Annotated in this window: 22 protein-coding genes; 15 read left to right on the top strand and 7 right to left on the bottom strand. The window is 55.2% G+C overall.

What is annotated here, in order from left to right; genetic code table 11:
• The first annotated feature begins 2 nt into the window (after window positions 1–2).
• From galT to galK, 3 genes are read left to right on the top strand one after another with little or no spacing between them, the layout of a single operon-like run.
• The gene (gene galT, locus OLTU_RS15645; RefSeq protein WP_439956693.1) at window positions 3–1,094 is read left to right on the top strand and encodes a galactose-1-phosphate uridylyltransferase; all 1,092 of its coding nucleotides are present in this window, start codon (window positions 3–5) and stop codon (window positions 1,092–1,094) included.
• On the top strand, window positions 1,087–2,169 hold the full coding sequence (locus OLTU_RS15640) for a M24 family metallopeptidase (RefSeq protein WP_218110061.1): 1,083 nt from the start codon (window positions 1,087–1,089) through the stop codon (window positions 2,167–2,169). The genes galT and OLTU_RS15640 overlap by 8 nt, the downstream gene beginning before the upstream one ends.
• Window positions 2,166–3,263 (top strand): galactokinase, encoded by a 1,098-nt coding sequence (gene galK, locus OLTU_RS15635; protein WP_141733702.1) that lies wholly within the window; start codon window positions 2,166–2,168, stop codon window positions 3,261–3,263. Before OLTU_RS15640 ends, galK begins: the two co-directional genes overlap by 4 nt.
• A 2-nt stretch (window positions 3,264–3,265) precedes the next feature.
• On the opposite strand, the gene OLTU_RS15630 is transcribed toward galK, so the two are convergent.
• Window positions 3,266–3,640, bottom strand: coding sequence for a response regulator transcription factor (locus OLTU_RS15630; RefSeq protein WP_141733701.1), 375 nt, complete (start codon window positions 3,638–3,640; stop codon window positions 3,266–3,268).
• 201 nt (window positions 3,641–3,841) lie between these two features.
• On the opposite strand from OLTU_RS15630, the gene OLTU_RS15625 reads away from it, so the two are divergent.
• A complete protein-coding gene (locus OLTU_RS15625) occupies window positions 3,842–4,282 on the top strand; it encodes a CBS domain-containing protein (protein WP_141733700.1) in 441 nt (146 codons plus the stop codon).
• A gap of 94 nt (window positions 4,283–4,376) precedes the next feature.
• Window positions 4,377–5,477, top strand: a complete 1,101-nt coding sequence (locus tag OLTU_RS15620) for a dipeptide epimerase (protein WP_141733699.1) — start codon at window positions 4,377–4,379, stop codon at window positions 5,475–5,477.
• Here the strand turns inward: OLTU_RS15620 and OLTU_RS15615 are convergent.
• The 3 genes from OLTU_RS15615 to OLTU_RS15605 form a co-directional block, all read right to left on the bottom strand.
• On the bottom strand, window positions 5,460–6,524 hold the full coding sequence (locus OLTU_RS15615) for a hypothetical protein (protein ID WP_218110060.1): 1,065 nt from the start codon (window positions 6,522–6,524) through the stop codon (window positions 5,460–5,462). The genes OLTU_RS15620 and OLTU_RS15615 overlap by 18 nt on opposite strands.
• 205 nt (window positions 6,525–6,729) lie before the next feature.
• Window positions 6,730–9,348 carry a TonB-dependent receptor gene (locus tag OLTU_RS15610; protein ID WP_141733697.1) on the bottom strand — a complete coding sequence of 873 codons (2,619 nt, stop codon included), beginning with the start codon at window positions 9,346–9,348 and terminating at the stop codon, window positions 6,730–6,732.
• 229 nt (window positions 9,349–9,577) lie between these two features.
• Window positions 9,578–10,471, bottom strand: coding sequence for an acyl-CoA desaturase (locus OLTU_RS15605; RefSeq protein ID WP_141733696.1), 894 nt, complete (start codon window positions 10,469–10,471; stop codon window positions 9,578–9,580).
• 382 nt (window positions 10,472–10,853) lie between these two features.
• Between OLTU_RS15605 and OLTU_RS15600 the strand changes: the two genes are divergently transcribed.
• Window positions 10,854–11,114, top strand: a complete 261-nt coding sequence (locus tag OLTU_RS15600) for a hypothetical protein (RefSeq protein ID WP_141733695.1) — start codon at window positions 10,854–10,856, stop codon at window positions 11,112–11,114.
• 20 nt (window positions 11,115–11,134) lie between these two features.
• Window positions 11,135–12,436: a hypothetical protein gene (locus OLTU_RS15595; RefSeq protein ID WP_176736656.1), complete on the top strand. Its 1,302-nt coding sequence runs from the start codon at window positions 11,135–11,137 to the stop codon at window positions 12,434–12,436.
• A 13-nt stretch (window positions 12,437–12,449) separates the two neighbouring features.
• Here the strand turns inward: OLTU_RS15595 and OLTU_RS15590 are convergent, their stop codons facing one another.
• The gene (locus OLTU_RS15590; RefSeq protein WP_141733693.1) at window positions 12,450–13,766 is read right to left on the bottom strand and encodes a CCA tRNA nucleotidyltransferase; all 1,317 of its coding nucleotides are present in this window, start codon (window positions 13,764–13,766) and stop codon (window positions 12,450–12,452) included.
• A gap of 586 nt (window positions 13,767–14,352) precedes the next feature.
• Here OLTU_RS15590 and sph point away from each other — a divergent pair.
• Window positions 14,353–15,861: a sphingomyelin phosphodiesterase gene (gene sph / locus OLTU_RS15585; protein WP_176736655.1), complete on the top strand. Its 1,509-nt coding sequence runs from the start codon at window positions 14,353–14,355 to the stop codon at window positions 15,859–15,861.
• Window positions 15,862–15,867: 6 nt separating this feature from the next.
• Here the strand turns inward: sph and OLTU_RS15580 are convergent, their stop codons facing one another.
• Complete coding sequence (locus OLTU_RS15580; RefSeq protein WP_141733691.1) at window positions 15,868–16,830, bottom strand: phosphatidylinositol-specific phospholipase C domain-containing protein; 963 nt, start codon at window positions 16,828–16,830, stop codon at window positions 15,868–15,870.
• Window positions 16,831–17,060: 230 nt separating this feature from the next.
• Here OLTU_RS15580 and OLTU_RS15575 point away from each other — a divergent pair, with 230 nt between their 5' ends.
• The 5 genes from OLTU_RS15575 (at window position 17,061) to OLTU_RS15555 (ending at window position 21,348) form a co-directional block, all read left to right on the top strand.
• A complete protein-coding gene (locus tag OLTU_RS15575; RefSeq protein ID WP_141733690.1) occupies window positions 17,061–18,320 on the top strand; it encodes a putative Na+/H+ antiporter in 1,260 nt (419 codons plus the stop codon).
• An 8-nt stretch (window positions 18,321–18,328) separates the two neighbouring features.
• The gene (gene arsC, locus OLTU_RS15570) at window positions 18,329–18,670 is read left to right on the top strand and encodes an arsenate reductase (glutaredoxin) (protein ID WP_141733689.1); all 342 of its coding nucleotides are present in this window, start codon (window positions 18,329–18,331) and stop codon (window positions 18,668–18,670) included.
• A gap of 95 nt (window positions 18,671–18,765) precedes the next feature.
• Window positions 18,766–19,155 carry a hypothetical protein gene (locus OLTU_RS15565; RefSeq protein WP_141733688.1) on the top strand — a complete coding sequence of 130 codons (390 nt, stop codon included), beginning with the start codon at window positions 18,766–18,768 and terminating at the stop codon, window positions 19,153–19,155.
• Between the two features lie 123 nt (window positions 19,156–19,278).
• Window positions 19,279–20,265 (top strand): hypothetical protein, encoded by a 987-nt coding sequence (locus OLTU_RS15560; protein WP_141733687.1) that lies wholly within the window; start codon window positions 19,279–19,281, stop codon window positions 20,263–20,265.
• 81 nt (window positions 20,266–20,346) lie between these two features.
• A complete protein-coding gene (locus OLTU_RS15555) occupies window positions 20,347–21,348 on the top strand; it encodes a 2-hydroxyacid dehydrogenase (protein WP_141733686.1) in 1,002 nt (333 codons plus the stop codon).
• Between the two features lie 6 nt (window positions 21,349–21,354).
• On the opposite strand, the gene OLTU_RS15550 is transcribed toward OLTU_RS15555, so the two are convergent.
• Window positions 21,355–21,951, bottom strand: a complete 597-nt coding sequence (locus OLTU_RS15550) for a hypothetical protein (protein WP_141733685.1) — start codon at window positions 21,949–21,951, stop codon at window positions 21,355–21,357.
• Window positions 21,952–22,213: 262 nt separating this feature from the next.
• On the opposite strand from OLTU_RS15550, the gene OLTU_RS15545 reads away from it, so the two are divergent.
• Window positions 22,214–22,567, top strand: coding sequence for a hypothetical protein (locus OLTU_RS15545; RefSeq protein WP_141733684.1), 354 nt, complete (start codon window positions 22,214–22,216; stop codon window positions 22,565–22,567).
• Between the two features lie 61 nt (window positions 22,568–22,628).
• A complete protein-coding gene (locus OLTU_RS15540) occupies window positions 22,629–24,527 on the top strand; it encodes a TonB-dependent receptor plug domain-containing protein (protein ID WP_141733683.1) in 1,899 nt (632 codons plus the stop codon).
• Window positions 24,528–24,531 lie beyond the last annotated feature (4 nt).

The raw sequence follows: 24,531 nt of genomic DNA, 5'->3' as shown, positions 1-24,531 counted from the left end.
TGTTGTACAAGAGCCGCTTCACAAAACCCGATGGCCGCGTACTTTATCTCTACAGTCGGCGTCCTATCGATGCCAACATTGTGGCGCCCAGCCCCCAGCTGAACCCCGTGTCGCTGGAAGGATCGCACATGCGTTGGCATCCCTTGCGGGGTGAGTGGGTGGCTTATGCACGGCATCGGCAGAATCGGACGTTTCTGCCGCCGAAGGAATTCAATCCCTTGGCTCCCATGTCCTCACCTGAGTTTCCCACCGAGCTGCCACAAGGCGACTATGATGTTGCCGTGTTTGAAAACATGTTTCCCACGCTGAGCGAAAAGGCTGTGCCGCCTCCCACCATTTCGGGGGTGGAAACCTTTCCAGCGCTTGGCGTTTGTGAAGTCGTGGTCTTTACCAAGGATCCCACCATGACCCTGGGACGGCTGCCGCTGGATCATATCGTGCTGCTCTTCGAGGTCTGGGGGGATCGCACCCGTGAAATTGGGCAAAAGGATCAGATCCAATATGTGATGCCTTTTGAAAACCGCGGTGTGGAGGTGGGCGTAACGCTGCACCATCCGCACGGGCAGATCTATGCTTACCCCTTTGTGCCGCCTGTCCCGGCCCGCGAGCTCGCCCAGCAACAGCTCTACTTTGAAAAACATGGTGTCGGCCTGATGGCTGACTTTATCGCGCGGGAAATGCGTGATCGCATTCGCATCCTCTATGAAGGACCCCATGCGCTGGCATTTGTTCCGGTCTGCGCCCGTTATCCTTATGAGGTTTGGGTGGCTCCAAAACGTCCGGTGCCCACCATGGATCGTATGGAGGACCATGAACGGGTTGATTTGGCCCGAGCTTTGAAAACTGTTCTTTTGAAATATGATGCGCTCTGGTCGCGACCCTTTCCCTATTTGATGCTCATGCATCAGGCGCCCACGGATGGGCGTGATCACCCCGAAGCGCATTTTTATCTGGAATTCAGTCCTCCTTATCGCAGCTCGGATCGGCTCAAGTTTCTGGCAGGAACGGAACTCGGCGCGGGCCTGTTCGCCAGTGATAGCCTGCCGGAGGAGAAGGCCCGGGAGCTGCAGGGGGTGGAGGTGTCTTTTGAATGAGATAGATCAAAAACTCGCCACCATGCGCCAGATCCTGGCCAAGCAGGGCATGGCGGGCTTTCTTTTGCGGGGCACGGATTGGTTTGCCTGGGCGACGGGCGGCGCTTGCAATGCGGTTCTGCTCGCTGCGGAAACCGGTGTCGCCGAAGTTCTGGTGACCCTGCGTGATGCTTATATTTTAACCGATTCCATCGAAGCGGAACGCTTTCTGAATGAAGAGGCGGTTTCGCCCTATCTGGTGTGGAGTGCGCCCTGGCAGGACCCCTTCTCACGCAAAGCCTTTATTCTGGATCAAACCCGTGGAGGGCTTTTGGCCAGCGATCGGCCGCGCGGCGTGGAGTATGCGCTGCCACGCGATCTCTGGCTTTTGCGACGTGAGCTGATGCCCGAGGAACAGGATCGCTATCGGCTGCTCTGTCTTGAAGCTGCCGAAGCGATGACTGAGACGCTGGAAGCGGCGACACCGGACTGGACCGAACATGAACTGGTTGCGTACGGGGCTTCAGCCCTTTGGAAACGCGGGATTCACCCTGCCTTGACCATAGCCGGCGGTGAAAATCGCTTGCCGCGTTATCGGCATCCGGTCGCCACTCGCGAAAAACTTGGCAGTCGGGCGATGCTGGTGTTCTGCGCGCGACGCCATGGACTTTATGCAAACCTCACCCGCTTTGTTTATTTCCGCAAGCCTGACAAGGATGATGAACGTCGCAAACTCGATCTGGCCCAGGTGGAAGCTGTCGCCTGGCAGGCCAGCCGCCCGGGTGTGCCGTTAAGCAAGATCTATGAAAAGATGGTCGCGAGTTATGAAAGCATGGGCTATGCGGATGAGCCTTCGCGTCATCATCAGGGTGGCCCCACCGGGTATCTGTCCCGCGAGGAGCTGGTGTCACCGCAAAGCACGGATCCAATCACGGATAACACAGCCCTGGCCTGGAATCCGAGCGTCAAAGGCGGCAAGATTGAAGATACGATCCTGATTCGTGGTTCACAGACGGATATTCTCACGGTCGATCCGCGTTGGCCGACATTTGAGTTTGCGGATCGGAAACGTCCTGACTTTCTGGTGAAACTATGAAAACAGCCTTTCAAAAGCTCTATGAGCGTCCTCCCGCGTGCATGGCAGAGGCTCCTGGCCGCGTGAATCTCATCGGCGAACATACCGATTACAACGGTGGCTTTGTCCTGCCGACCCTGATCCCGCAGAAAACCATTGTGCATCTGGCGCCACGGAGTGACAGCAAGGTGCAACTGGCGACCATGGATCGGGATGGGAACTTGCGTCGTTTTCATTTCCTTCTGGGTGAGGAACATGCGAAGGACGGGTGGGGGGATTACGTTCAGGGCCTCACCTGGCTTTATGCACGTGAAGGCATAAAAATTCAGGGTTTTGATGCGATGATCAGCTCGCATGTGCCGATGGGAGCCGGACTTTCGTCCAGCGCCGCCCTGCTGGTCGCTTTTTCACGAGCCATTCGTCAGGCCTTTTCGTTGGATTTGAATGATGTGCAGATCGCGCTCCTTTGCCAACGGGTGGAAAATGAATTTGTCGGAGCACGGGTCGGCATCATGGATCAAATGGCCATCAGCCTCGGGGATCAGGAGCATGCCTTGTTTTTAGACACGCGCGATTTGAGTTCGCGGCTCATCGCCCTGCCCTGGGACAGGATGGATCTTTTCGTCATCAACTCGGGCGTGCGGCATCGTCTGATGGAAGGCGGAGGTTACAACAGCCGGCGTTCCGAATGCGAAGAGGCCTGTCATCTTCTGGGCGTAAAACAACTGCGCGATGTCGAGAGCTCTGATCGTCTGTCCCAGCTGCCGGAACTTTATCAGAAGCGGGCCCGGCATGTGGTGACCGAAAACCAGAGGGTCCTGGATGCTGTGCAGGCTCTGCAGAAGGGTGATATGAAGGAACTCGGACGACTGATGCAGGCGTCGCATGCCTCGATGCGCGATGACTATGAAGTTTCCGTTCAGGAGATCGATATTCTTGTTGAGGAATCGATGCGCGAGCCGCAGGTTTTCGGCGCCAGACTCACGGGCGGTGGCTTTGGGGGATCGATCGTGGGTATCTGCGAACCCGGTCAGGCTCGTGCTGTGGCACAGCGTATCGTGGAACGGGCCAGTCGGCGTTTTGATGAAACCCCTTCCATTCTGGTTCCCGAATAGGATCAAACTCTCTTGAGCATGAGCTCGACCTTGGCGAGCAGGTTCTCCAGTTCGAAAGGCTTTTCCAGCCAGTTGTCGGCTCCGATTTCCTGAGCGCGCGCCTGAATGTCTTCCGCCGCGGAGACGATCATCGTGGTCACGTGAGGTCTTTGTTCCGCTCTCATCCGGCGACTGAATTCCCAGCCGTTCATCACAGGCATCTTCACGTCGAGCAGAATGAGATCCGGTTGCTCCAATTCCAGCGTTTTCAAAGCTTCCAAGCCATTGCAAGCCACGCGCACCGCATACCCATTCATGGTGAGGATCTCCTCCATGAGATCCCTGCAGGCGTCGTCATCCTCAACAACCAGGATCAAAGGCTGCCGTGTTTTCGTCATGCTGGGCTCCTCTCGGGTATCTCCATGATAAATGAGATGCAGCCGGCTTAAAACACGTAAGGCTGCCACCACATTTAGCTCTCCAAAATGGGGTGCACCATATGCTTAACTGTCTTACATAATATAAGCCAGATACGGGTTCGCGTTTTGTTGCTATGAAAGACCAGGACTTGGTTTCATTTGAATTGGAGGAATCATTCGATGAAGATCTCTGAAATGATGACCCAGGAAACTGTCCTGATCAGTCCGGAAACCGACGTGCGCAAAGCCTGTGAGATCATGCGTGACAGCGATATTGGTTTTATTCCCGTGACCGATGGTGAAAAAATTCTAGGTGCCGTCACCGATCGTGATATTGCCACCAGGGCGATCGCGCAGGGTCTCAATCCTGATAACACGCCCGTACGCGATGTCATGAGCCGTGATATTGTGTACATCTTTGAGGACCAGGATGAGCTGGAAGCGGCCCGCCTGATGCAAGTGAAGCAGATTCGTCGTTTGGTCGTACTGAATCGTGACAAGAGATTGGTGGGTATCCTCACGCTTTCCGATCTTTCGGGCCACGTCCGCGATCATGCCCTGGCCGGTGAAGTGCTGGACAGCATGCTTGACCATGAGCGGCATTCCACGCCGGGTCATTGAAACGAAGGCATGAGCAGGGGGCAAGATCCCGCTGGAAGCTTTTCGGGCAACGTGGGAAAATAAATTGGATTGTGAATGAATAACGGAGATTTCGGTGCCCCCTGAACATGCTGTTCATCCTGCAGTTGTTTCCAGCAGTCTTTACCCTTTGGAAATTCCGATTCATGTGCCCTTTACTATCTCACGGGAAAGTATGTCTGCCGCCGGGATTGTTCTGGTGGAAGTCAAAAATGAAGATGGTCTGGTCGGCCTGGGCGAGTGCGCTCCCTTCCCAACCCTGACCCACGATACCATGACCACGGCGGCAGACGTCGCGCGCGGGCTCCTGGATGAAATTCACGGTTGCACCACGCAGAAAGCCCTGGAGCGGCTGCGCCGCCTCAAGCAGGAGGCCGTTACCCAGTCGATCACGGGATTCGTCGGCGTGGAAGGCGCGCTGTGGGACCTGCATGCGCGGGAATTGGAGAAGCCGCTCACCAGGCTTTGGGGCAGCGGACGGCAGTCCCGGCTCGTCACGGACATCACTCTGCCGATCATGGAGCCGCACGCTATCAGTGCCTTCTGGGATATTTATCGCAATTTTGACTTTCCTACGATCAAAGTCAAAGTCTCGGGGCAGATCGAACAGGACCTCGCCATGATTCGGGCGCTGACCCAGCTGGTTCCGGCCGCCACCCGGTATATCCTGGACGGCAACCAGGGTTTTTCCGCAGCCAATGCCGTGACCCTGGTTCAGCGTTTGCAGAGCATGAATATCCATCCCTTGTTTTTTGAGCAGCCGCTGCCGGATGATGACTTTTCCGGGCTCGCCGGCCTCTCGCAGAAGCTGCCGATCCCCATCTGCGCGGATGAAACCGTCCGGACGTCGAAGGATCTTTGGCGTCTTCTGGAGCTTGGGGTGAAACCGGTTGTGAACATCAAGATCATGAAATCCGGAATCGAGGAATCGTTGCGCATCATCGCGCTGGCTCAGCGTTCGGGCTGTCCTTTGATGATCGGTGGCATGCTGGAGAGTGAAGTGGCGATGGGATTATCGCTGCAAATTGCCTGTGCGACCGAGGCCATCAGTTATGCAGATCTCGATACACCGTTCTTTTTTAAAGAACGCGTGACCGAGGATAGCCCATGGCATGCAGGTCGTGCGGAACTTCATTTGCCTGAAGGTCATGGGCATGGTTTAGTGCGAAGGGTCTGACGACCAGGTCGCGTGCAGACAGAGGCGGGACGCTTCGGCTGGAATATTCGGCAGAACATGACTCCGCCCGTGGGATTCCACTTCCAGTTTTTCCCCGGCATCCCAGTACGCTGCTACGGATGCAGGCGCCTGATGTTCCAGTTCCGGCCAGTCGGCGAAATTCCAGGCGCCGTTCACATGATTATAGGAATAGGACGTGGCCCATAAGGATCCCTGGGCTGGCGGACAGGACCAGCTGAGTTCCGAACGTTCCAAAAGAAAGGACTCACGCGGGCAATTGACCTGTAAAGCCAGAAGGTTCATGTTTCCAAAGACCGGCATTTGCGGCAACGTGAAGGTTGCGTCCTGGCCGGGAAGATCATAGCGAAGTTCCAGCCAGGCACCAGGCCTCACATCCTCGGACTGAATCCAGACGAAACCATCCTGCCATTGCACCGGAATGTTGACTTCCTGCCCCTGCTCGACCCGCCGGGCCCGGAGATTTTGCGGTGGCTGCGCTGATTTCAAGGGATAGCGAATCTGGGGCACATTCTCCCGCGTCCAGCTCAAGGCGATATGCTGCGTTTCGTGGCTGGAATGCCAGACCAGGGCGTCCTGGGCAATGGCCCACGTATGACCGACGCCGGAGACTTGAATGTCCTTGGCATCGCGAATCGAGCGGGGCAGGGGAATATGCAAGAGGGCAGCCGTATCTTGAAGCGGCGCCGTTTGCTGTTCGGGCAGCGAAAGCATGGAGTCCGTAGCCAAGGGCATGCAGCGGGATGGGTCGAAGGGTTGATCCGCGGTCTTCCCTGTCTGAGCCTGACTCTGATGCACGAAGCTCAAAGTCACCTGCTCCCGACTGGGAATCATCTTCAACTGCACGGTCACATGTTTCCCTGCGGAACTCTGTTCCACTTTCATGCGGGCTTCCGATAACACGTTGGTATCACGACTTGTTTCCAGATGAATGGAAAACGGTCCCAAAGCGCGCGCCGCATGAGGGAAGATGGCCGGCAGGTCCCCTGGCGCGTCTGTCCTTTGTGGATGACAGCCAAGGTTCAACATCGTGCCAGCGAGAAGGGTGCCTATAAATATATGAAACCTAACCAAGGTGATCCCCTGAGTGATTTTTCCCTTCTCTCTCGGACAAAATAAAGGGGAGGCTTAAGGCGATCTTGCCGCCCGTTGAAAACACAGGGGAAAATACGGTAATTTTTCAGTCAATTAAAAAGGGGCCGGCCTGAGCCGACCCCCGTATGTCCAGGAATCTTTAGAACACCTGGTTCAGGTTCACGTAAAGTACGCGACCATCAGGTGAGTAGAGTTCCTTTACGCGGGTATCGTCGCCCGCGCGTTGACTTTCATCCCGAGGGAAGTCCGTGTCGAATACGTTCAAGGCACCGAGCGCAATCGAACCGTTCCAGGGATGGGCCCAGGAATACTGAGCGTCGTATGTGGTGAAGCTTCCAATGTCGAGATTGGGATCAAGAGCCGATTCCTGCTTGGCAATGATGTTATTGCGCACGAGGAAGGCTTGATTGCCAAAGGCCACGGTTCCGGTGTTGACCATCCGCCAGGCAGGTTTTCCGCGCTCTCCCAGCACATCCACCTGGGGTTGGCCAGGGAATGGAACCAGGCGGGTATAGAATTTCCTGGAGTATTCCGTACCGATGGAAGCCCGGGTGGCTCCAGCACGGAAGCGATATTCGGCCATGGTATCAATACCGGAGTTTTCCGATTCTCCCAGGTTCCTGGTGGGGAGAACGAGGCGTTCCAAACGTCCGTTGGGATCGTTCCCCGCGCGAATCACCTGGACACCTTCAATGGTCTGGCCGCTGGCAATGGCATCCACCACCCTTTGGGCATCCATGTCCTGGACGATGTCATCAATTTGAATGTACCAGTAGTCAGCTCCGACCGAAAAACCCTCGAAAGGATCGGCCACGACACCAAAGCTATAGGACAGCGAGGTTTCCTCCTGCAGGTCCCGATTCCCCTCGGTCTCGATTTCCACTTCGGTCGTGAGGGGGATTTCGTCCTGACCCGCGTAAAGGATCGTATCGTTCAGGTTATTCAGGGCCACGGACTTGCCCTTATAGATCTGACGCAGACTGGGCGCTTTGAAACCTGTGGCCGCGCTGCCGCGGAACAGAAGGCGATCGATCGGACGATATTTGAAACCGAACTTGGGATTGGTGGTGCCACCAAAGTCGCTGTACTGGTCATGACGCACAGCGGCTTGCAATTCCACTTCCTTGAGCACAGGCAGGCTGACCTCGGCATAAACCGCATTGACCTGACGTTCGCCTTGATCACCCTGATCATTCACGATACCGAAGACGTTGTCGTTTTCGGATTGGGCATCAATGAGTTTTCGGTAATCCTGCTCAATGCGGTTGACACCCACAGCCAGAGCCGCAGTTCCGCCGGGCAGATCGAAGAGTTCGCCCGAGGTGTTGGCATCGTAAGTTATCATCTGCGTTTCGGTGATGACGAAAGGCTGATAAGCCGCACGGTTGACCACAGCTGCCAGACCGGGATCGGCGAGATTGGTTTCGAAAGGATTGAATTCTCCAGTCGCCACCGCAGCCACGAGCTCACTTTTCAGCATGTACCCGGTGGGGTTCACCTGATCCTTCTTGCCTTCGGTGCGGCCCACCACCGCTTCCCATTGCCAGCTATCACCGATTTCCCCGCGCACACCGAGGTTACCGCCCATGACGGTGTTTTCCTCTTCAAAGCGACGAAGGCCCCAGGGCACACCGCGATAATAAACGTCGACATTGCCTTCCACGGTGGTCAGGCCCAACTGCGCGAGCTTCAGTTCATCCATGCGAGCCGCGGCAATGGCTTGAGGAATGGTGAACTCACCCGCATTGGGCGCCTGGTTCCAAAGGTTGGTGTTGCGATTGGCCCGGATATTCGAAAAGAGACTGATGTTATCGTTGAGGCGATACTCAAAGTTGTTGAGGAAACTGATCTGCGTGAACTCGGATGAGAACGCGCTGGTCTCGCCATAGTTATAGGCGCAGAGGGTCCGACCCTCTTCCGACAGTTTATCGGGATTATCGGCACAGTTGGGATGCGCCTGCAGCGGAAGTCCAACCGTCTGAAGGTTGGCGGGGAAAGCATAGATACTCAAACCGCGCTCGGTCCACTCCCGATCGCGGTAATAAATCGGCTCCCGATGCTGGTAATCCAGTACGGTGAGATTGCGGTAGTTATCCCGGGACACGCCGGAGGTATAGGAAAATTGAGTGCCGACACCGCCGTCACCTGCCTGGGGCTGGCTGGCACGGGCAAAAACTGCGCTGCCTTCAAAGTCCTTTTTGGTGATGATGTTGACCACGCCACCGGTGGCATCGGAACCATAGATGGCCGAAGCGGAATCCTTCAGCACTTCGATGCGCTCGATCGCGGCGACAGGAATCACGGAAAGGTCGACGATACCTTCGCCGCCTTCATCCGGCAGGCGCCGTCCGTCGAGGAGAACCAGAGTGTTCTCCGGGCCAAGACCGCGCAGGTTCACGTTCATGACCGTGCCGCGTTTATCTTCGACCGAATAGCTGCTGTAGGAGCCGTCAATGGAAACCGACAGGTTCTGCATCAGTTCCGAAACCGAGGACACGCCCGACTTCTGAATGGCTTCACTATCGATTTGGATGACAGAGGATACGCCTTCCACATCGACACGCTTGATGCGGGAGCCTGTAACCTGGATACGCTCGGACCTTTTATCAGCCTTTTTCTCGACCGCTGTGGAATCCGCCTCTTTGGTGACCGGTTCCGGCTCCTGAGCGCGTGCCATCGGCATGAGCAAGGTTCCCGTAGCCAGTCCGCCTGAGACAGCGAACGCCAAGCGATGAGATCGCAACAAACGTCTACCCACCTTAGACTCCTCATAAGATTGGTGCAAATTTGAAAAGTTGTTTGTTTATAAAGTAAAGATCGGCGGGAAGTCAATTGCGGCATGAGCTGTGCGTGACGTTTGCCGCTGCTGGCCTGATTGAACAAAAATAAAGCCGCTCGATGCAACATCGAGCGGCGTTTTCTTTCCGAGCAGTCCCGAGCGCGAAAACTTGAGAATTCTTGACGAACGAACGACCGCGCTGCAGCCTTCAGGCCGCTGCGGGCTTGCTTTCCGCGGCAATGGTCTTGGCCTTGATATGGGCGGGTGGCTTCCGAAGGTCCCAAACCAATCCCAGCCAGGAAGCGACTTTCAGTGTGTAATACGAAAGGTCTATCTCCCACCAGAACCAGCCCTGGTTGGCAGTCGCTTGGTAGTAGTGATGATTGTTATGCCAGCCTTCACCACAGGTAATCAAAGCCAGGAGGAAACTGTTGCGACTGCCATCACCCGAACGGTAACGGATGCGTCCGAACATATGAGTCAGGGAGTTGATCACAAAGGTTCCGTGAAAAAGAAGCATCGTCGAGAAGAAGAAGCCCCAGAAGAGGCCAGCCCAACCAAAGATCAACCAAAGCGCCACGGCATAGATCGTTGGGGGTACAAGATGATACTTGTTCAGCCAGACCAGCTCCGGATACTTGGCAAAGTCCTGGATCCATTTCCATTGCGTAGGGACCGAACAGGGACTCATGATCCAACCCACCTGAGCCCACCAGAAACCATGCTTCTCAGGGGAATGGAGGTCCTCCTCCTTGTCCGAATGCTTATGATGGTGGCGGTGATTCGCGGCCCACCAGAGGGCACCCTTCTGAGCCGAAGTTTGGGCCATGAAGGCGATAATGAATTGCATAACCCGTGAGGTCTTATAGGTTCGGTGAGAAAAATACCGATGATAACCGGCCGTAACGGCAATCATGCGGACATAATAGGAAGCGAACACAAGCCAAAATATCTGGCTATTGAATTCCCAGAAAAACGCGCACAAGGCGGCGATATGCATCAGGATAAAGGGAATGGACCCTACCCAATCGATTTGTCTGCTCGTGGCCTCTGTCGTCGGCCCGGTTTGTGTCTGCCCTATTTGTTGTGCGGCGACTTGCATAGATGATCTCCTTCCAGCACTGAGTCTTCTTCTCTCTTCGGTCAGTATAGGGCAGGACATCAGTGTTTCCCATGTGTTGCACGCAGGTTTTACCATTGTTTTACAAGTTAAGACCCAGACGCAGACAAAGCAGAGCCTGGCCTGCCGGTTCCTTACAAAAAGTCCTTGAGAGTTCGCCTTCCAACGCTGTGACGAAAACTTCACGCAAATCAAGCCAGGGTTTGCTTGCGCCGCATCATGTCGCTGTCATAAGATTTTATAATTTAATACAGCATAAATATTACCGGAATCGCTTGCGTTTCAATGCATTCACCGTTTCGTGAGGCTGTTCTTTGTGAACGGCTTGGGACCGGTTTGTCTTATTTCCTATCGGAGGTATTTCATGAAGTGGTGTCAAGTCGTGGTTGGTTTGAGCTGGCTTCTCAGCTCAATCAGCTCAACTGCTACGGCCGATCCCAAGGAGGATCTGGCCAAGGCGGTGATGGATCAATGCAAACTTCCCAAGGACAAAGCGGAAGCGCTGGCCACTCCCGGCCGGACAGGAACGATTGTGCAGTTCACGCTGTGCATCAGTTCCACGGTTGATGTTGGCGAAGGTTGCAAGGTCACATGCAAGAAGCAAGGCAGTAACATTGGTGGTTAATCCATAAAGGAAGAATGTTCATGAAGCAGTTTCTCCTCCTAACTTTGTGCACGGTTCCTGGCAGCATGGCCCTGGCAGCGGAAGACGATCTTGCCAGGCGTGTGGAAGCTCTGGAGTATCAGAGTTATGCCAATACCTTAAGCTGGAACGGTTTCTTTGAAACGCGCTATGATCAGGTGACTTTCAAACCTGAAGGCGGCGACAAGACCAGAATGAACCTGAGCCGAAATCTGGCAGGGATTGATTTCAAATCCCAGCCGCTGCCGAACGTCTCGATCTTTGGACGTTTTGCCTATTCCAGTGTGTTCAATAATTTTGGCAAACTGTCGGGGACCACGGGCAGCCTGGGACGTCCTTATGCCAATAACGAGTTGCGCGTGGAACGCCTCTTCATCAATTACGGAATCCTGGATGGGCTGACGTTCTCCGCGGGACGGCTGCCGACTCTGGATGGACCTCCCGGACATCTTTGGGATGGTCTCTCCCGTCAGGGTTCCTATCCACGTCAGGTCTATTCCTCGTCGCTGGACGGCTACGCTTTAACCTACAATATTCCGTTGGGCAGCGCCACACAGCAGCTCTCGGCCCGTCTCGTCTACACTCCGTTATCCCATATTGATGTTACGAATGGAGCCACGGGTGTCGACGTCTTTACTCCTTCCGAGATTGAAGTGGGAGGCGTCGGCACAGGAACCTTCAAATCCAGCACCACCCCCTTGACGTCGTGGATGCTGGACTATAGCTGGGATGGATCCGGCCTGGCGCAAAACATCACGGCCATCTATCAGGGTTTTCAGTTCAAAGATTTTAAAATGATGCCCGGCTGGAAGATTGATTACTCAATCAACGCCCTCTATGTGGAAGTGAAGGACATTGCGTCCCTCGGCCTGACCGTTTATGAGTCCTATGCGAAAACCAAAGTTGTCAACGAGGGCGGCGTGACCGTCGCTCCGGGTGTGACCTATGGCATCGGTGCCGCGAAACCGGATGCGACGGTGGAAGGCGCCATCAATCTCACGGGTCTGACCTATACTCTGCCCGTGAAGTCCATGAATCATCCTTTGATTGGTTATGAGATTTATGACGCTGACAAGAATTCTCTGCAGTTCGAAGCTTCCAACCGCGACCCCATAGGTTTTTACGTCCAGCGCGGCAAGGGCAGCCACATCTTTTATACCCAGCCCATTAACGCCAACATCAAGTTGCGCTTAGGGCTGATGGATTCCAAGCCTGATTACGCTGCAGGAATGCTAACGGGTGAAGTCCCCAGTACCAAGGACAAGGTGACCTCGATCTACGCGAACCTCCGAACCGATTTTTAATTCCAACTCCTTGTCAGGGAGAGGACGGCTTCTCCCTTGGCTCGCTGATGAGTTGGCGGGCGAGCTGCAGGCCCTCTTCCGGAGTCTGCCACTCACCCAGACGCCAGCGTTTTTTCAGGTCCTGAAGGAGAAGCCCCAGTTCCGGTCCTGCTTTCACGCCGCACTGGGTGATCAGAGCCTGCCCGTCCAAAGGAACCTTGCTTCGGCGTCGATGGCCGAACCGGGATTCGATTCCCTCCAGCTGATCCAATACCGCTTTTTGATCGGGATACATCACACGCCATAGCGGAAGCAGGGTTTCCAGGAAGGATGCCCCCTGGGCTTCCCAAAGATCGATGTGTTCCATCCAGACCCCCGGATCCTGACCGAGTTGATCCAGCGGAACAAAGAGGGAAAGGAGAACCTTTTGCTGAACACTGCGCGATAAACGCAGGTTTTGCATGGCTTCTTCCAGGAGTTTTGCATCCCGACCCAAGCGCTGCATCAGGATCAGGCCCAGCCGGGCCGGTCCCCTCTCCTCTTTTCTGCTTATTTGTAAGGCATCCAGCGTGTTCAGCAGGGTCTCGGGAAGTTCCCGGACGCCCAGCACCAGCTCCAGGATTCCGGTCTCCGCCATGGCCTTCAAAGGCGGACCGACGTGATCGCCTCCCAGGGTTTCCAAGAGTTCGTTCGTAATCCGTTCCTGGCTCACGATGCGCAAGCCCTGCCCTTCGGTGCGACAGGCCTCAAGGGTTGCGGCATCAGGCTGAAAGCCAAAGCGGGACCAGAAGCGAAACATGCGCAGGATGCGGAGGTAATCCTCACGGATTCTTTGCTCGGCCTCTCCCACAAAACGCAGGCGGCCCTGCTTCAGGTCCTCCTGCCCGCCAAAATAATCGTAGATACGCCCCTGGGCGTCCTCATACATGGCATTGAAGGTGAAGTCCCGCCGTTCGGCATCCTCTTCGAAGGTGCTGCCAAAAGCAACCGTGGCGCGCCTTCCATCGGTGGAGACATCCCGTCTCAGGCTGGTGACTTCCATGCCCTGTCCCGCCATGACGACCGTAATTGTTCCATGGTCGATGCCGGTGGGGACGACCTTGATGTTTTTCTGTTTAAAAACTGTGCAAATCTGATTGGGGACGGCGGTGGTGGCGACATCATAATCCTTCGGCTGAATGCCGAGCAGACGGTCCCGCACGCAGCCGCCCGCCAGCCGGGCTTCGTAGCCAGCCTCCTCCAGGATTTTGATGGCCCGCAGGGCCAGAGCATAACGGCCATCGGTCCCCTTTTCCGCCGCGGAGGCCCCCTGCCCCTGGGTTTTCTGTTTATTTTTTGCGCGATCATCCATGCTGCTGGGCCCTCCCGGTTTCGATTTTCCGATTGTGCCCGGCGCGGAGCGCTCACGGAAGGGACTTTTTGTTCAAAAATGTGTCAAAGCGAAACCACAGCATTCATCAACACAACAATTTCAGTGTTACGTTATAAATTCTATACAACAACAGTGTTTTTGTGTGTGTTGCTGAATATAGGATATGCAACATTGCCCTCTTTTTCATCACGTCCCCGGATTTCTCTGATTCCCCCTCCCCAGGCGATCAAAATACACCTGTATTTTGGATGAGTTTGAAATCACGTATTACCAAATGATTTTAACTACATACAGAGGAAGAGGGGGTTTAAAGATCACCTGGAGGGGTCTGAAATCCATTCTGATCACGATTATGCCCAATATTAAGGCAGGAATCACGAACACCTTTCAATCTGCTCACAAAATGAACAGAAAAACCGGGAAACCTGAAAAAGCGGGGTCGAAAAGGGGAGTGAACCGGGCTCGATGTACGAAATGTGAATCGGGTCTTTTTGCAAAATACCACGCTTACCTTTATGATCCTGGCAGCTTTGGCAACTCACATCATCACCAAAAGGACCAGAACATGGTTGGAAAAACGCGTTGGGCTTTTCTGCTCGGCTGTATCCTTGGCCTGACCCAGCTTCAGGCTGCCCCGTCTTACCCGGATGACTTCCGGCTCCTGAGTTTCAATGTCCTTTTCCTCCCCAAAATCATTGCTCCGTATGGCCAGCAGACCCGCGCGGAACTTATCAGCCAGACCGAATTTTCCAAGGGCCAGGACCTCATCATCCTCAATGAACTCTTTGAAGCCGGGCCATCTGCCACTCTTTTGAACAATTTGAAGGAGGAGTACCCTCACCAGACTCCGATCCTGGCGTCGCCGTTCAACACCTGGGATGCCTCACTCGGCGCCTTTCGCCCGCTGACCCTGGGAAATGGCGGCGTGGCGATCGTTTCACGCTGGCCCATCCTTGAACGCGTGCAATATATCTATGACGACAGCTGTGGCACCGACGGCCTTTCCCGCAAGGGTTTTATCTATGTGAAGGTGAATAAAAACGGGCGTCCGTACCATGTGATCGGCACGCATGCCCAGAGCGAGGCGCGGGATTGCGTGAAGTCCGACGCGGCCGTGCGCGCCAGCCAGTTCGATGCCATCCATGCGTTTCTCACCAGCAGGAATATCCCCGCGGATGAGATCGTCTTTATTGGTGGCGATTTGAATGTCATCAAGGATACGCCCGAGTATCACGACATGCTGCAGCGCCTGGAGGTCCTGGAACCGGACAGCTATGCAGGACATGACACCAGCTGGGATCCCATCAGCAATGGGCTGGCCTTTATCCAGTATCCGGACTATGAAAAGGCGGAATACCTGGACTATATCTTCGTCTCCGCGCGCCACGCCCGTCCCAGCTACTGGCATAATCAGTCGCTGGATATTCCTTCACCCCGCTGGGCGGAAGGGAATTACTACTATCAGGAATACTCGGATCATTATCCGATCATGGCCTTTGCCTATGCCGATGAACGCACGCCCACGCAGAGCTTTCGCCCGGAAAACAGGCCCTATGATACCGTCCATCTGCGGCATGAGGCGAGCGGCCGCCTGATCAGCGGCAATCCCTCGCGGGCCGATGACTGGCTGACGCTGGGCAGCGATCAAGCGGGCCCGGAGACCGCCTTTCGCCTCGATAACTGGTACCCGGCGAAACATGCGTTCTGCATTCTTTCCGGCGATTTCGTGCAGCTGCAATCCCATTTGCACCCTGGCCATTATTGGAACTGGTATCTCGGTTTCAAGGGGAATTACGGCTATTATTTGAAGGAAAATGACAGCTCGAACCAACTGCGTCTCTTCATCGTCGATGACCACAAGGGCTGTCTCAAGGATGGGGATCGGATTTATTTTGTGGATAAGGACACCCTGAAAGGACGCGATGCTTATCTGCAGATTCAGCCCGCAGGCGACTGGCAGCATCACATGTTCCTGAGCTCCTCCACGGTCGGATCCAACGAAATTTTCACCGTGGAAATGCCCGAGGAACCGGTTTATACCGACTGGTCGGACCGGCTCCGTTATCAGGATTGATGGGAATTACTCCTGATCAATTTCATGATTCTGGCAGAAGCCTCCGGCGGTGATGGGATTGCAGCGAATGGTCAACTGATCAGGCAGCTGCACGTAATAACCGCCCAGGCTCTGTTTCGGAGCATCCCCCTCGAAATCATCCATCAAAAGCTGGGTGCCGGCATTCAGCGCTTTGTTCAGCTTCGCATGGCAGTCGGCCGCTTTATTTTCAGGCGAGCAGAGGTTGTCGGCCACCAGAAAATTCCGCTGCAGGGCGGCCGTATGGAAACTGCCAGGACCGGTCTTGGCGACCACGGCCCAGGGGCTGTTCAGGTTGGATTCGCCGGCCCGGGGCAGCATCACCCGTCCTGCAAGACTGCCGTTATCCAGATAAACATCGGGCGTGCGATCATCGGAATCGAGGAGGAAGATGAAACGGCCGCGCGCCTCATCCAATCGCGGCCAGCCGTCCTTTCGAATCGCGGCCTGAAGGGTTTCATGACCGTTTTGCAGGTCGTCCGGAGTGATCAGTCGATCCCCCAGGATATCCCGAATTTCCTCATCAATTCGGTCGAAGTTATCAAATTTCAAACCGCCCGTTGAATCCTTGGCCTCGATCCAAACAAAGATCGTGACATGATTCGGATGTTGATCCGACCAGTTTTTCATCTCACGCAGGCAATCCTTGAATTTGGAGCAGGTGCTTTTCGAATCGACCGCTGCGATGTGATAGACCTCGAGGTCAGAGCCGAAGAGCGGCCGATGCACGTCCAGCTCAAAGGCTCGTATGCCGCGCTTTTCCAGCTGATCGCTCAGGGAGAGATGCGTATACTTATGGCTGGCGTGCCAGGCGATCAGGCCCTGCTGGTGATAACTGTTATGAGTCCCTTTGATCTGAATGTGATTCAGACGCAAATCCTCTGCGGCCGCAGCGAAAACCGGTGTAAGGCCTAAAAAAAGGCATGCAAACGCACGAGTGGCTAACGTCATGGTTAGACTCTTTCACAAAAAGGTTAAAATTTGGGGTCAAAGCTGGGTCTGACGTTAAGAAAAATCTGGAAAATTGACAAGCGCCTTTGAAGGAAAAGCCAGACAGCGGGATGAGTATTTTTTAATCCCGAAAGGCATGCCGGAAAGGCTTTCCGGCTGCATAAAACCTGGAATCCTGGACGGGCCACGTTGTTTTGGGTATTCTACAGGGCCATCATAGGAGGGCTTGGATGTTGGAAATGCAGTATGTGGCGACGGTGCTGTTTGCCTGCGCGGTGATTCATACCTTTTGCACGAAGGCGATTTTGAATCTTGCGCACCGCTATCCGAATGGATCCATGCAGGAGAATCTTCTGCACTTTCTTGGCGAAGTGGAGGTGGTGTTTGGCATCTGGGCCGCCATACTCGTTGCCATATGGTCCGTCCAATCCGGGACGACGGCAGACGCCGTGATGTATCTGGATAACCTGAACTATACCGAAGCCGTCTTCGTTTTTGTCATCATGTGCATGTCAGCGACGCGCCCCATCCTTTATTTGGCTGAGAAATCGATCAGTGCCCTGTCCCTGCTCATGCCCATCCCGCGGCCCATTGCGCTCTATAGCGCCTGTCTTATTGCCGGTCCGCTGCTGGGCTCGTTGATCACGGAGCCTGCGGCCATGACAGTGACGGCGATTCTGATTCGCGATCAATTCTTTACGCAGAAAACCAGTCTGCGCTTCAAGTATGCGACCCTTGGTCTCCTCTTTGTGAATATTTCCATCGGGGGAACGCTGACTCACTTCGCTGCGCCACCAGTCCTGATGGTGGCCGGGCCCTGGGGCTGGGATACTGCGTTCATGCTGCAAAATTTTGGCTGGCGTTCGGCCTTGGCGGTGGCGATCGGCACATTGGCAACGGCGGCCGTGTTTCGCCGCGAACTCATGGGCGCCGGGGCACGAGAGGGAAAACCCACCCCGAGGGTTCCGATGTGGGTGGTCGGTGTTCATGTGATCTTTTTGGGGCTCACCATTCTCAATTCGCATCATATGGCTTTTTTTGTACCCCTTTTTCTGCTGTTTTTGGGCTGGTGCTCGGTGGCTCGCGAATATCAGGACGAGCTGCGGCTCAGGGAGAGTCTTTTGGTTGGCTTCTTCCTCGGCGGGCTCGTGACCCTTGGGAAACTGCAGGAATGGTGGTTGCAGCCGGTGCTTTCCCAATTGGGAGATACGCCTCTGTTTTGGGGTGCGTTGGTCCTGACCGCCGTTACGGATAACGCCGCACTGACTTTTCTGGGAACTCTGGTGCCCAATCTGAGCGATAGTGCGAAGTATGCTCTGGTTGCCGGCGCTGTGGCTGGTGGGGGTCTGACGGTTATCGCGAATGCTCCCAATCCCGCCGGCTATGGACTTCTGCGTGGTTCCTTTGGTCAGGCCGGCATCAGCCCACTGCGGCTTTTACTGGCAGCCCTGCCGTATACACTGCTGGCAGCGGCGGCCTTTCTTCTTTAGGAGACTTCATGAAGATTTATCACAACCCTCGTTGCAGCAAAAGTCGGGAGGCCTTGAATCTCATCAAGGAACAGGGCGTGGAACCCGAGGTCGTGGAATACCTGAAGACCCCACCCAGCGCTGCGGAACTGCAGGACCTTCTGAAACTGCTGAAGCTGCGCCCGCGTGATATCATTCGGAGCAAGGACGAGTCCTTTGCCGCCTTGAAACTGAATCTGGATGACGACAAAGCCGTGCTTGCGGCACTGGTCAAACATCCCGAACTTTTGGAGCGACCCATTGTGGTGCAAGGCTCCCAGGCGGTGGTGGCCCGGCCGCCGGAAAGGGTGCGTGAACTTTTCCCGCGCTAATTCCTGCAATAATTCATGCGTGTTTTCGTCTCTTTTACGCCTGCCAGGTCAGGCCATGTAATCCTGATCTTCTCTGATTTTTATAAAGGATGCTTATGCGTTACGCCTTGGTTTTGGTCCTCGCTGGTCTTGGATTGTCCGTCGCTCCACGCGCCTCAGCCGGAACATTTGGCTGCGAATCGGTGGCCGGCAGTGTGATTTTCAAGGACACTTTGTATGGAGTCCTGACCGGATCGGTCCTTTCCGGCCTCTATCTTCTGTCGCAGGATAAGGATGATCGCAAGGATACGGAGCAGGCTCTGTCCGGTGGCGCCGCCATTGGCGGTCTTTTGGGCTTTGGTCTCGGCATCACGGAAATCGCCATGCGGGAATGTCCCGGCACGCGCCTCCAGTCTGAACAGAAGGGATTTTCCACTTCCTTTGCCGCCGTTCCCACTGCGGAAGGCAACCTGGGTGCCGGCTGGCGCATGTCCTGGCGCTTCTAAGCTGCCAGCAAGCGCCATGCTCTTCGCAGCTGGCGCTTTCCCGCCTCCTGATGCGTGAACCAGCATTCAGCATGACGTCGCCAGATGCCGATAGTATCGCGTCCAATTTCGAGGGGGGACGGGATGAACAAGGCGCAAGGCTTCGCAGCATTGGGTTTGCTGCTGCTGCTATCGTGCAAGGGCGCGACATTTAAAAATCAGATTGATGAAAAACAGGATTCCACAACGGCTCAGGCGGACAACGATGATGATCAGGTGATCGCCCTGGAACCCTCGTCCATCGGAGGCGCATTTCTGGGATGTTTTGTGGATTCCCAAATCCAGCCTGAACTCCTGGAGGATCTCCCAACAGAGGGCGAGGCCATAGGCTGCCAGGCCTTTGGGGACAGCAATTTCACTCAGGTGCTGGGGCGCGGCAGCCTGGTTGCGGATCAGGGGACCATTCTGGTGGGAGACAGCGAGCAGAGTCTGGCCTTTCAGCCGGTGGATGCACATTCCCGCTGGGCGTGGGTCACCCGTATTCCCACAGAGGCCCGAATGGATTCACTCAATCTGAAAGTCCGTGCCGAGGAAGGGGACGAACCCGTGAACCTGCGTGTGGAGCTGCTGGATAGCATGCCCGCTGTGCTGGCCGCGGACCCGGAGGCTCTGAAATCCTCAACGTATAAATTGCGCCTGAAGGGGACGGATCAGTGTCTCGATGGAAATCCGGTTTGGCGTTTGAATGTCATCACCCAAAAACCGGTCGCGGATGCGCTGCAAATCGCGGTCTGTAGCGAAGCCCTGGATTTTCGTTTCCGACCCTATGAGGATGGCTATCGCCTGTTCGTTGCGAACCCCAAACCGGCCTTTTGTGATATTTGGAATTACGTCGTGGATCTCTGCAAGCACAGCTGTTTGGATCTTGAGGACTACGGCCAGGGTCAACGCTTTATACTCTGGGCCTGTACGTATTCCAAGGCCGCGCAAAGTTATGTGATGATTCCTGACGAACGCGGTGCGGTACGACTGCAGGTCAACAGCCGTTTTGTGTCTTTACGGGACGGGCTCATCCAGCCTGATCCTGAAGACGGCATAGCTTTCGAGCTGGTTCCTTCCCTTGTTCCTTAAATCGAGCTGAAAAAAATGGGTTCTCCCAGGGCCGCTTTTCCGGTAGCGTGCTCGCATCTGAAATCAGGGAGGTCCCATTCGATGAAGCTGGCATTCTTTGATACTCACGGTTTTGACAGGAAGGCCTTCGATCAAGCCAATAGCATGTGGCAGCATGAAATTACCTATTTTGAACCCCGTCTGCGACATGCCACCGCCCAACTTGCGAAGGGTTTTGATGCCGTCTGTGCCTTTGTGAATGACCGCATCGATCGGGATACCATACAACTGCTGAAGCAGGAGGGCATCCGCATCCTGGCGCTGCGCTCGGCGGGATTCAATCAGGTGGACATGAAGGCCGCGCATGAGTTCGATTTGCCCGTGGTGAGGGTGCCGGAGTATTCCCCCTATGCGGTCGCGGAACACGCTGTGGCTTTGATTTTAACGATGAACCGCCGTATTCATCGCGCCTCCAATCGGGTCAGGGAATTGAATTTTTCACTCGACGGCTTGGTGGGGTTCGATCTGCATGGGAAAACTGTAGGAGTGATTGGAACAGGTCGTATCGGGCAGGTCTTTGCCCGTATCATGCAGGGCTTCGGCTGTCAGCTGCTGGCCTATGATGCCTGGCCCAAGCCCGAACTCAGCCAGCAACTCAATCTCCGCTATGTACCATTGCAAGAGCTTCTCGCACAGTCGGATATCATTTCCCTCCATGTGCCGCTTTCACCGGAAACGCATCATATGATTGACGAGGCCGCGTTCCAGAGCATGAAACCGTCAGTGGTGCTGGTCAATACCAGTCGGGGCGGGCTGGTGAAAACTTCAGCTCTTCTGCAGGCGCTGAAAAGTGGGCAGATCGGCTTTGCCGCTCTTGATGTTTACGAAGAAGAGGAAGGCATCTTTTTTCATGATATGTCGGAATCTGGTGTGCAGGATGATGTCCTCGCCCGGCTGACGACGTTTCCCAACGTCCTGATCACCGCGCATCAAGCCTTTCTCACCCATGAAGCCCTGGCCAATATCGCGAACACAACCCTTTCCAGTCTGAGGGCTTTTGAACACAATGAGCCGTTGGTGCATCAGGTTCAGTTGAGAAGCTGATCACTCCTAGTTGATGCTTTTGGCCAGGTCCGGGCTTTGTCCGTTCCATTGAAAATGAAAACGCGGATTTTCGGGATGAGCCTTGCCATCGGGCTGCACCAAAGTCAGCGTCATGGCAACATCGGGATGCCAGCTGTCTTCGGCCGGGGGCAGGGCGGTAAAGAGATGCCGCATAACGGCCGGTGCCGTGACAGCACAGCCTCCTGGGGATCCCACCAGACAACCCTGACTCAATTGCAGTTCATAGATACCTGTAAAGGGGTTCCACACCAGGGGAAACACACCCGCGGCGCTGCGGCCATTGGCTCCCTGAACCTGAACGCTCATGGCCTGGCGGCGCAGGGCAGGGGTTTCCGTGCGCAGACGGATATCAAAAGCCAGCGCACCATCGGCTTGCTGGATCAGGCAGACGCGGAGAGGGGTCTGGTCATCCCAGTCCACCGGAATGCTGCGATTTTTGGTGGCGTCCAGACCCAAACATTCGAATCTCACGGGCGTATTGGCTGGATTTATATCAATATCGGCAAGGTTCGCGGTCTCGGCTTTTTCGCCGCAACCTATCAAACCCGCAATCGCGAGGATTTTTTGGAACATCTGCCGCATAGGTTGACCCTCCGCGATTATCATACAAAATCCGAAGCCATTTGGCTGCTTGAAGATACATTTTCCATCAGAATGACCTACCGATTGGTCCACGGTTGCCATCCGAAGGGCGATTTCAACAGTAACAAGCGAAACATAAGATCAGTTGGTTCAAACCGCAAGTGAGTCGCCTCGACCAATCCGCGAAAACCCGCAAAGCCTTGTCCTCAAGCCATTTCCCGCCTTTGCCGAATAGGGAATGTCAAGCAAAGGAGACGGAACCATGTCCTGGACCGATGCCCAAAGGCTCCAAGAGCTGGTGGAAAAACTGCAGACACAGGTGCAAGAACCGGCGACTCAGTCCGCGATTCTTATTACCTTGAATGAGCTGAACACCCATGCCCAGCGGATTTTTGAGCAGGAGGAAATCCTCCTCGGCACCATGCGCCCCACGGATTTGAAAAATCGACAAACTTTGCACAAACGCCTTTTAAAACAACTGGCTTACCATACACAGGACTTCAAGGACGATCTCACACCCCAAGCCTGCGCGGATTTTCTTAGCTTCCTTCAGGGCTGGGTGCAGAAGCAGCAGCAGACTCTCCACGCCATGTCAGAAGGCAGACAACCCAACTGACTCTGGTTTTTCCCGCCTGCCTGAACTAAAAGGGTGTCCTCAAGAACGTGAGGAAGAGCCCATGCGTAAGGACATCGCACTTTCCCTTCTGGCCGTTGCCATTTCCAGGCCGGCCTATGCCCAGGCGGAAGCCGCTTCTGAAATCGACTCATCGACAGAAGAACATATTGTGGTCACCGCCACAAGGAATCCTTTACCCGGTCGGGAAATAGGAGCCTCCGTAATCGTCCTCCAACGGCAGGATTTTGAAATCAGCGGCGCGCAGACGGTCAGTGAAGTATTGCGCGGACTGCCAGGCATTTCGATGCGACGCAGCGGGGGACCCGGTTCCAATACCGAGATCCTCATCCGCGGTGACAAGGGCGGCCACACGATGGTGATGGTCGATGGCGTGGAGCTGGCGGATGTGGCCACCATCGAGAAAAATTTCGATCTGGGTGATATGCCTCTTTATGATGTGGAACGGATCGAGATCGTCAAGGGACCGCATAGCGTGGCTTATGGTGGCTCCGGATTGAGTGGAGTGATCCACATTATCACCCGACGTCCGCAGGAAGGCCTGGGAGGAAGCGTCGGGCTGGAGCTGGGCAGCTACGAAACCTATGGGGCCCATGGCCGCGTCTCCGGACGGCAGGGGGCTTTCGGTTATGTCGCCGCCGTCGCCGGCACCCGGACAGGCGGATATTCCCATACCGGTTCGCGGGATGATGGGGAGCGCGACGCCTTCGAACGGAAGGACGCCAGTCTGCGTTTTCAGTATGGAGCGGGTGAGAGCTACACCGCGGATTTTCTGGTGAAGGGTTCGCAGTCGGTCGCGGATATCGATGCCGGGGCCCATACCGATGACCCGAATTATCAGGTGAAACGTCAGGAGCTGATGGGCCAGCTGACCCAGAAGCTGCGCCTGCATCAGAAGTATGAAACGCGCCTCGCGGTGGGCGTCACGCAAACCGACCGCCGCTTTTTTGATGATCCCGATCTTTATAATCCGGACCGCGATCAGACCTGGGAACGCACCCGATTTCAAGGGGAACGGCGCTCGGTGGATTTCAGCCAGCTGATCAAGCTCGCCCCGGCGCATACTGTGGTCGCCTCTGTGCAGTGGCTGCGGGATAGCGCGGAGATTCGAAACAAGGCCAATTACCAGGGTTTCGCTGTGGATGACCGGCTGCCGGAGGAGACGCTTCAGGAGGTTTCCTATGCGCTCCAGTATCAGTGGGGGCTTTGGGATCGGGTACATGGCCAGTGGGGTGTGCGAACTTTAAAACATAGCGATTTTGGAACGACCACGGTCGGGCAGGCGGCTTTCAATTTTATTCTGGTGCCGGAGGCCACAACCCTGCGCCTGAATTATGGACGTGGGTTTAAGACCCCTTCCCTTTATCAGCTGCGCGTGCCCGTTTATGGAAATGCGGATCTTCAGCCTGAGGCCGTGATCACCGCAGAGGCCGGTCTGGAGCAGAGGTTTGGGGAAGGGCTGACCGCGTCGGTCACTGGTTTTCAAAATGAGACGACCAACCTGATCGAATTCGATGGAACGACCTCGCGTTATTACAATATCAATCGGGCCATGATCAAAGGCGTGGAAAGCCGCATCGACTGGGATATCGACGATAATTTCAGCACGGGTGCCCAGTACACACATATTTCCACCCTCGATAAGGAAAGCAATGATCCCCTTCCCTCGCGCCCGGATGATGCATGGAGTGGGGATGTGACCTGGAAACAGAATGGGTTCAGCTGGATGACGTCCGTCCGCGGCCAAACCCGCAGTCGTCCCCATGCTTATACGGAAGGCACGGAAGGGTTCCGGGTGGTCGACACCGCTCTCAACTGGCGTCTGGGCCCGGCACGCTATGCGTTGAAAGTGAATAATGTTCTCAACACCTCGTATCAGGAAGTGGCCGGATATAACACAGCCGCGCGCGGTTTCCTCGCGCATGCGGAATATTCCTTTTAAACGG

Source organism: Oligoflexus tunisiensis (assembly GCF_001748245.1).
Classification (GTDB): Bacteria; Bdellovibrionota_B; Oligoflexia; order Oligoflexales; family Oligoflexaceae; genus Oligoflexus; species Oligoflexus tunisiensis.
This window is presented reverse-complemented; position numbering and strand designations above follow the sequence as displayed.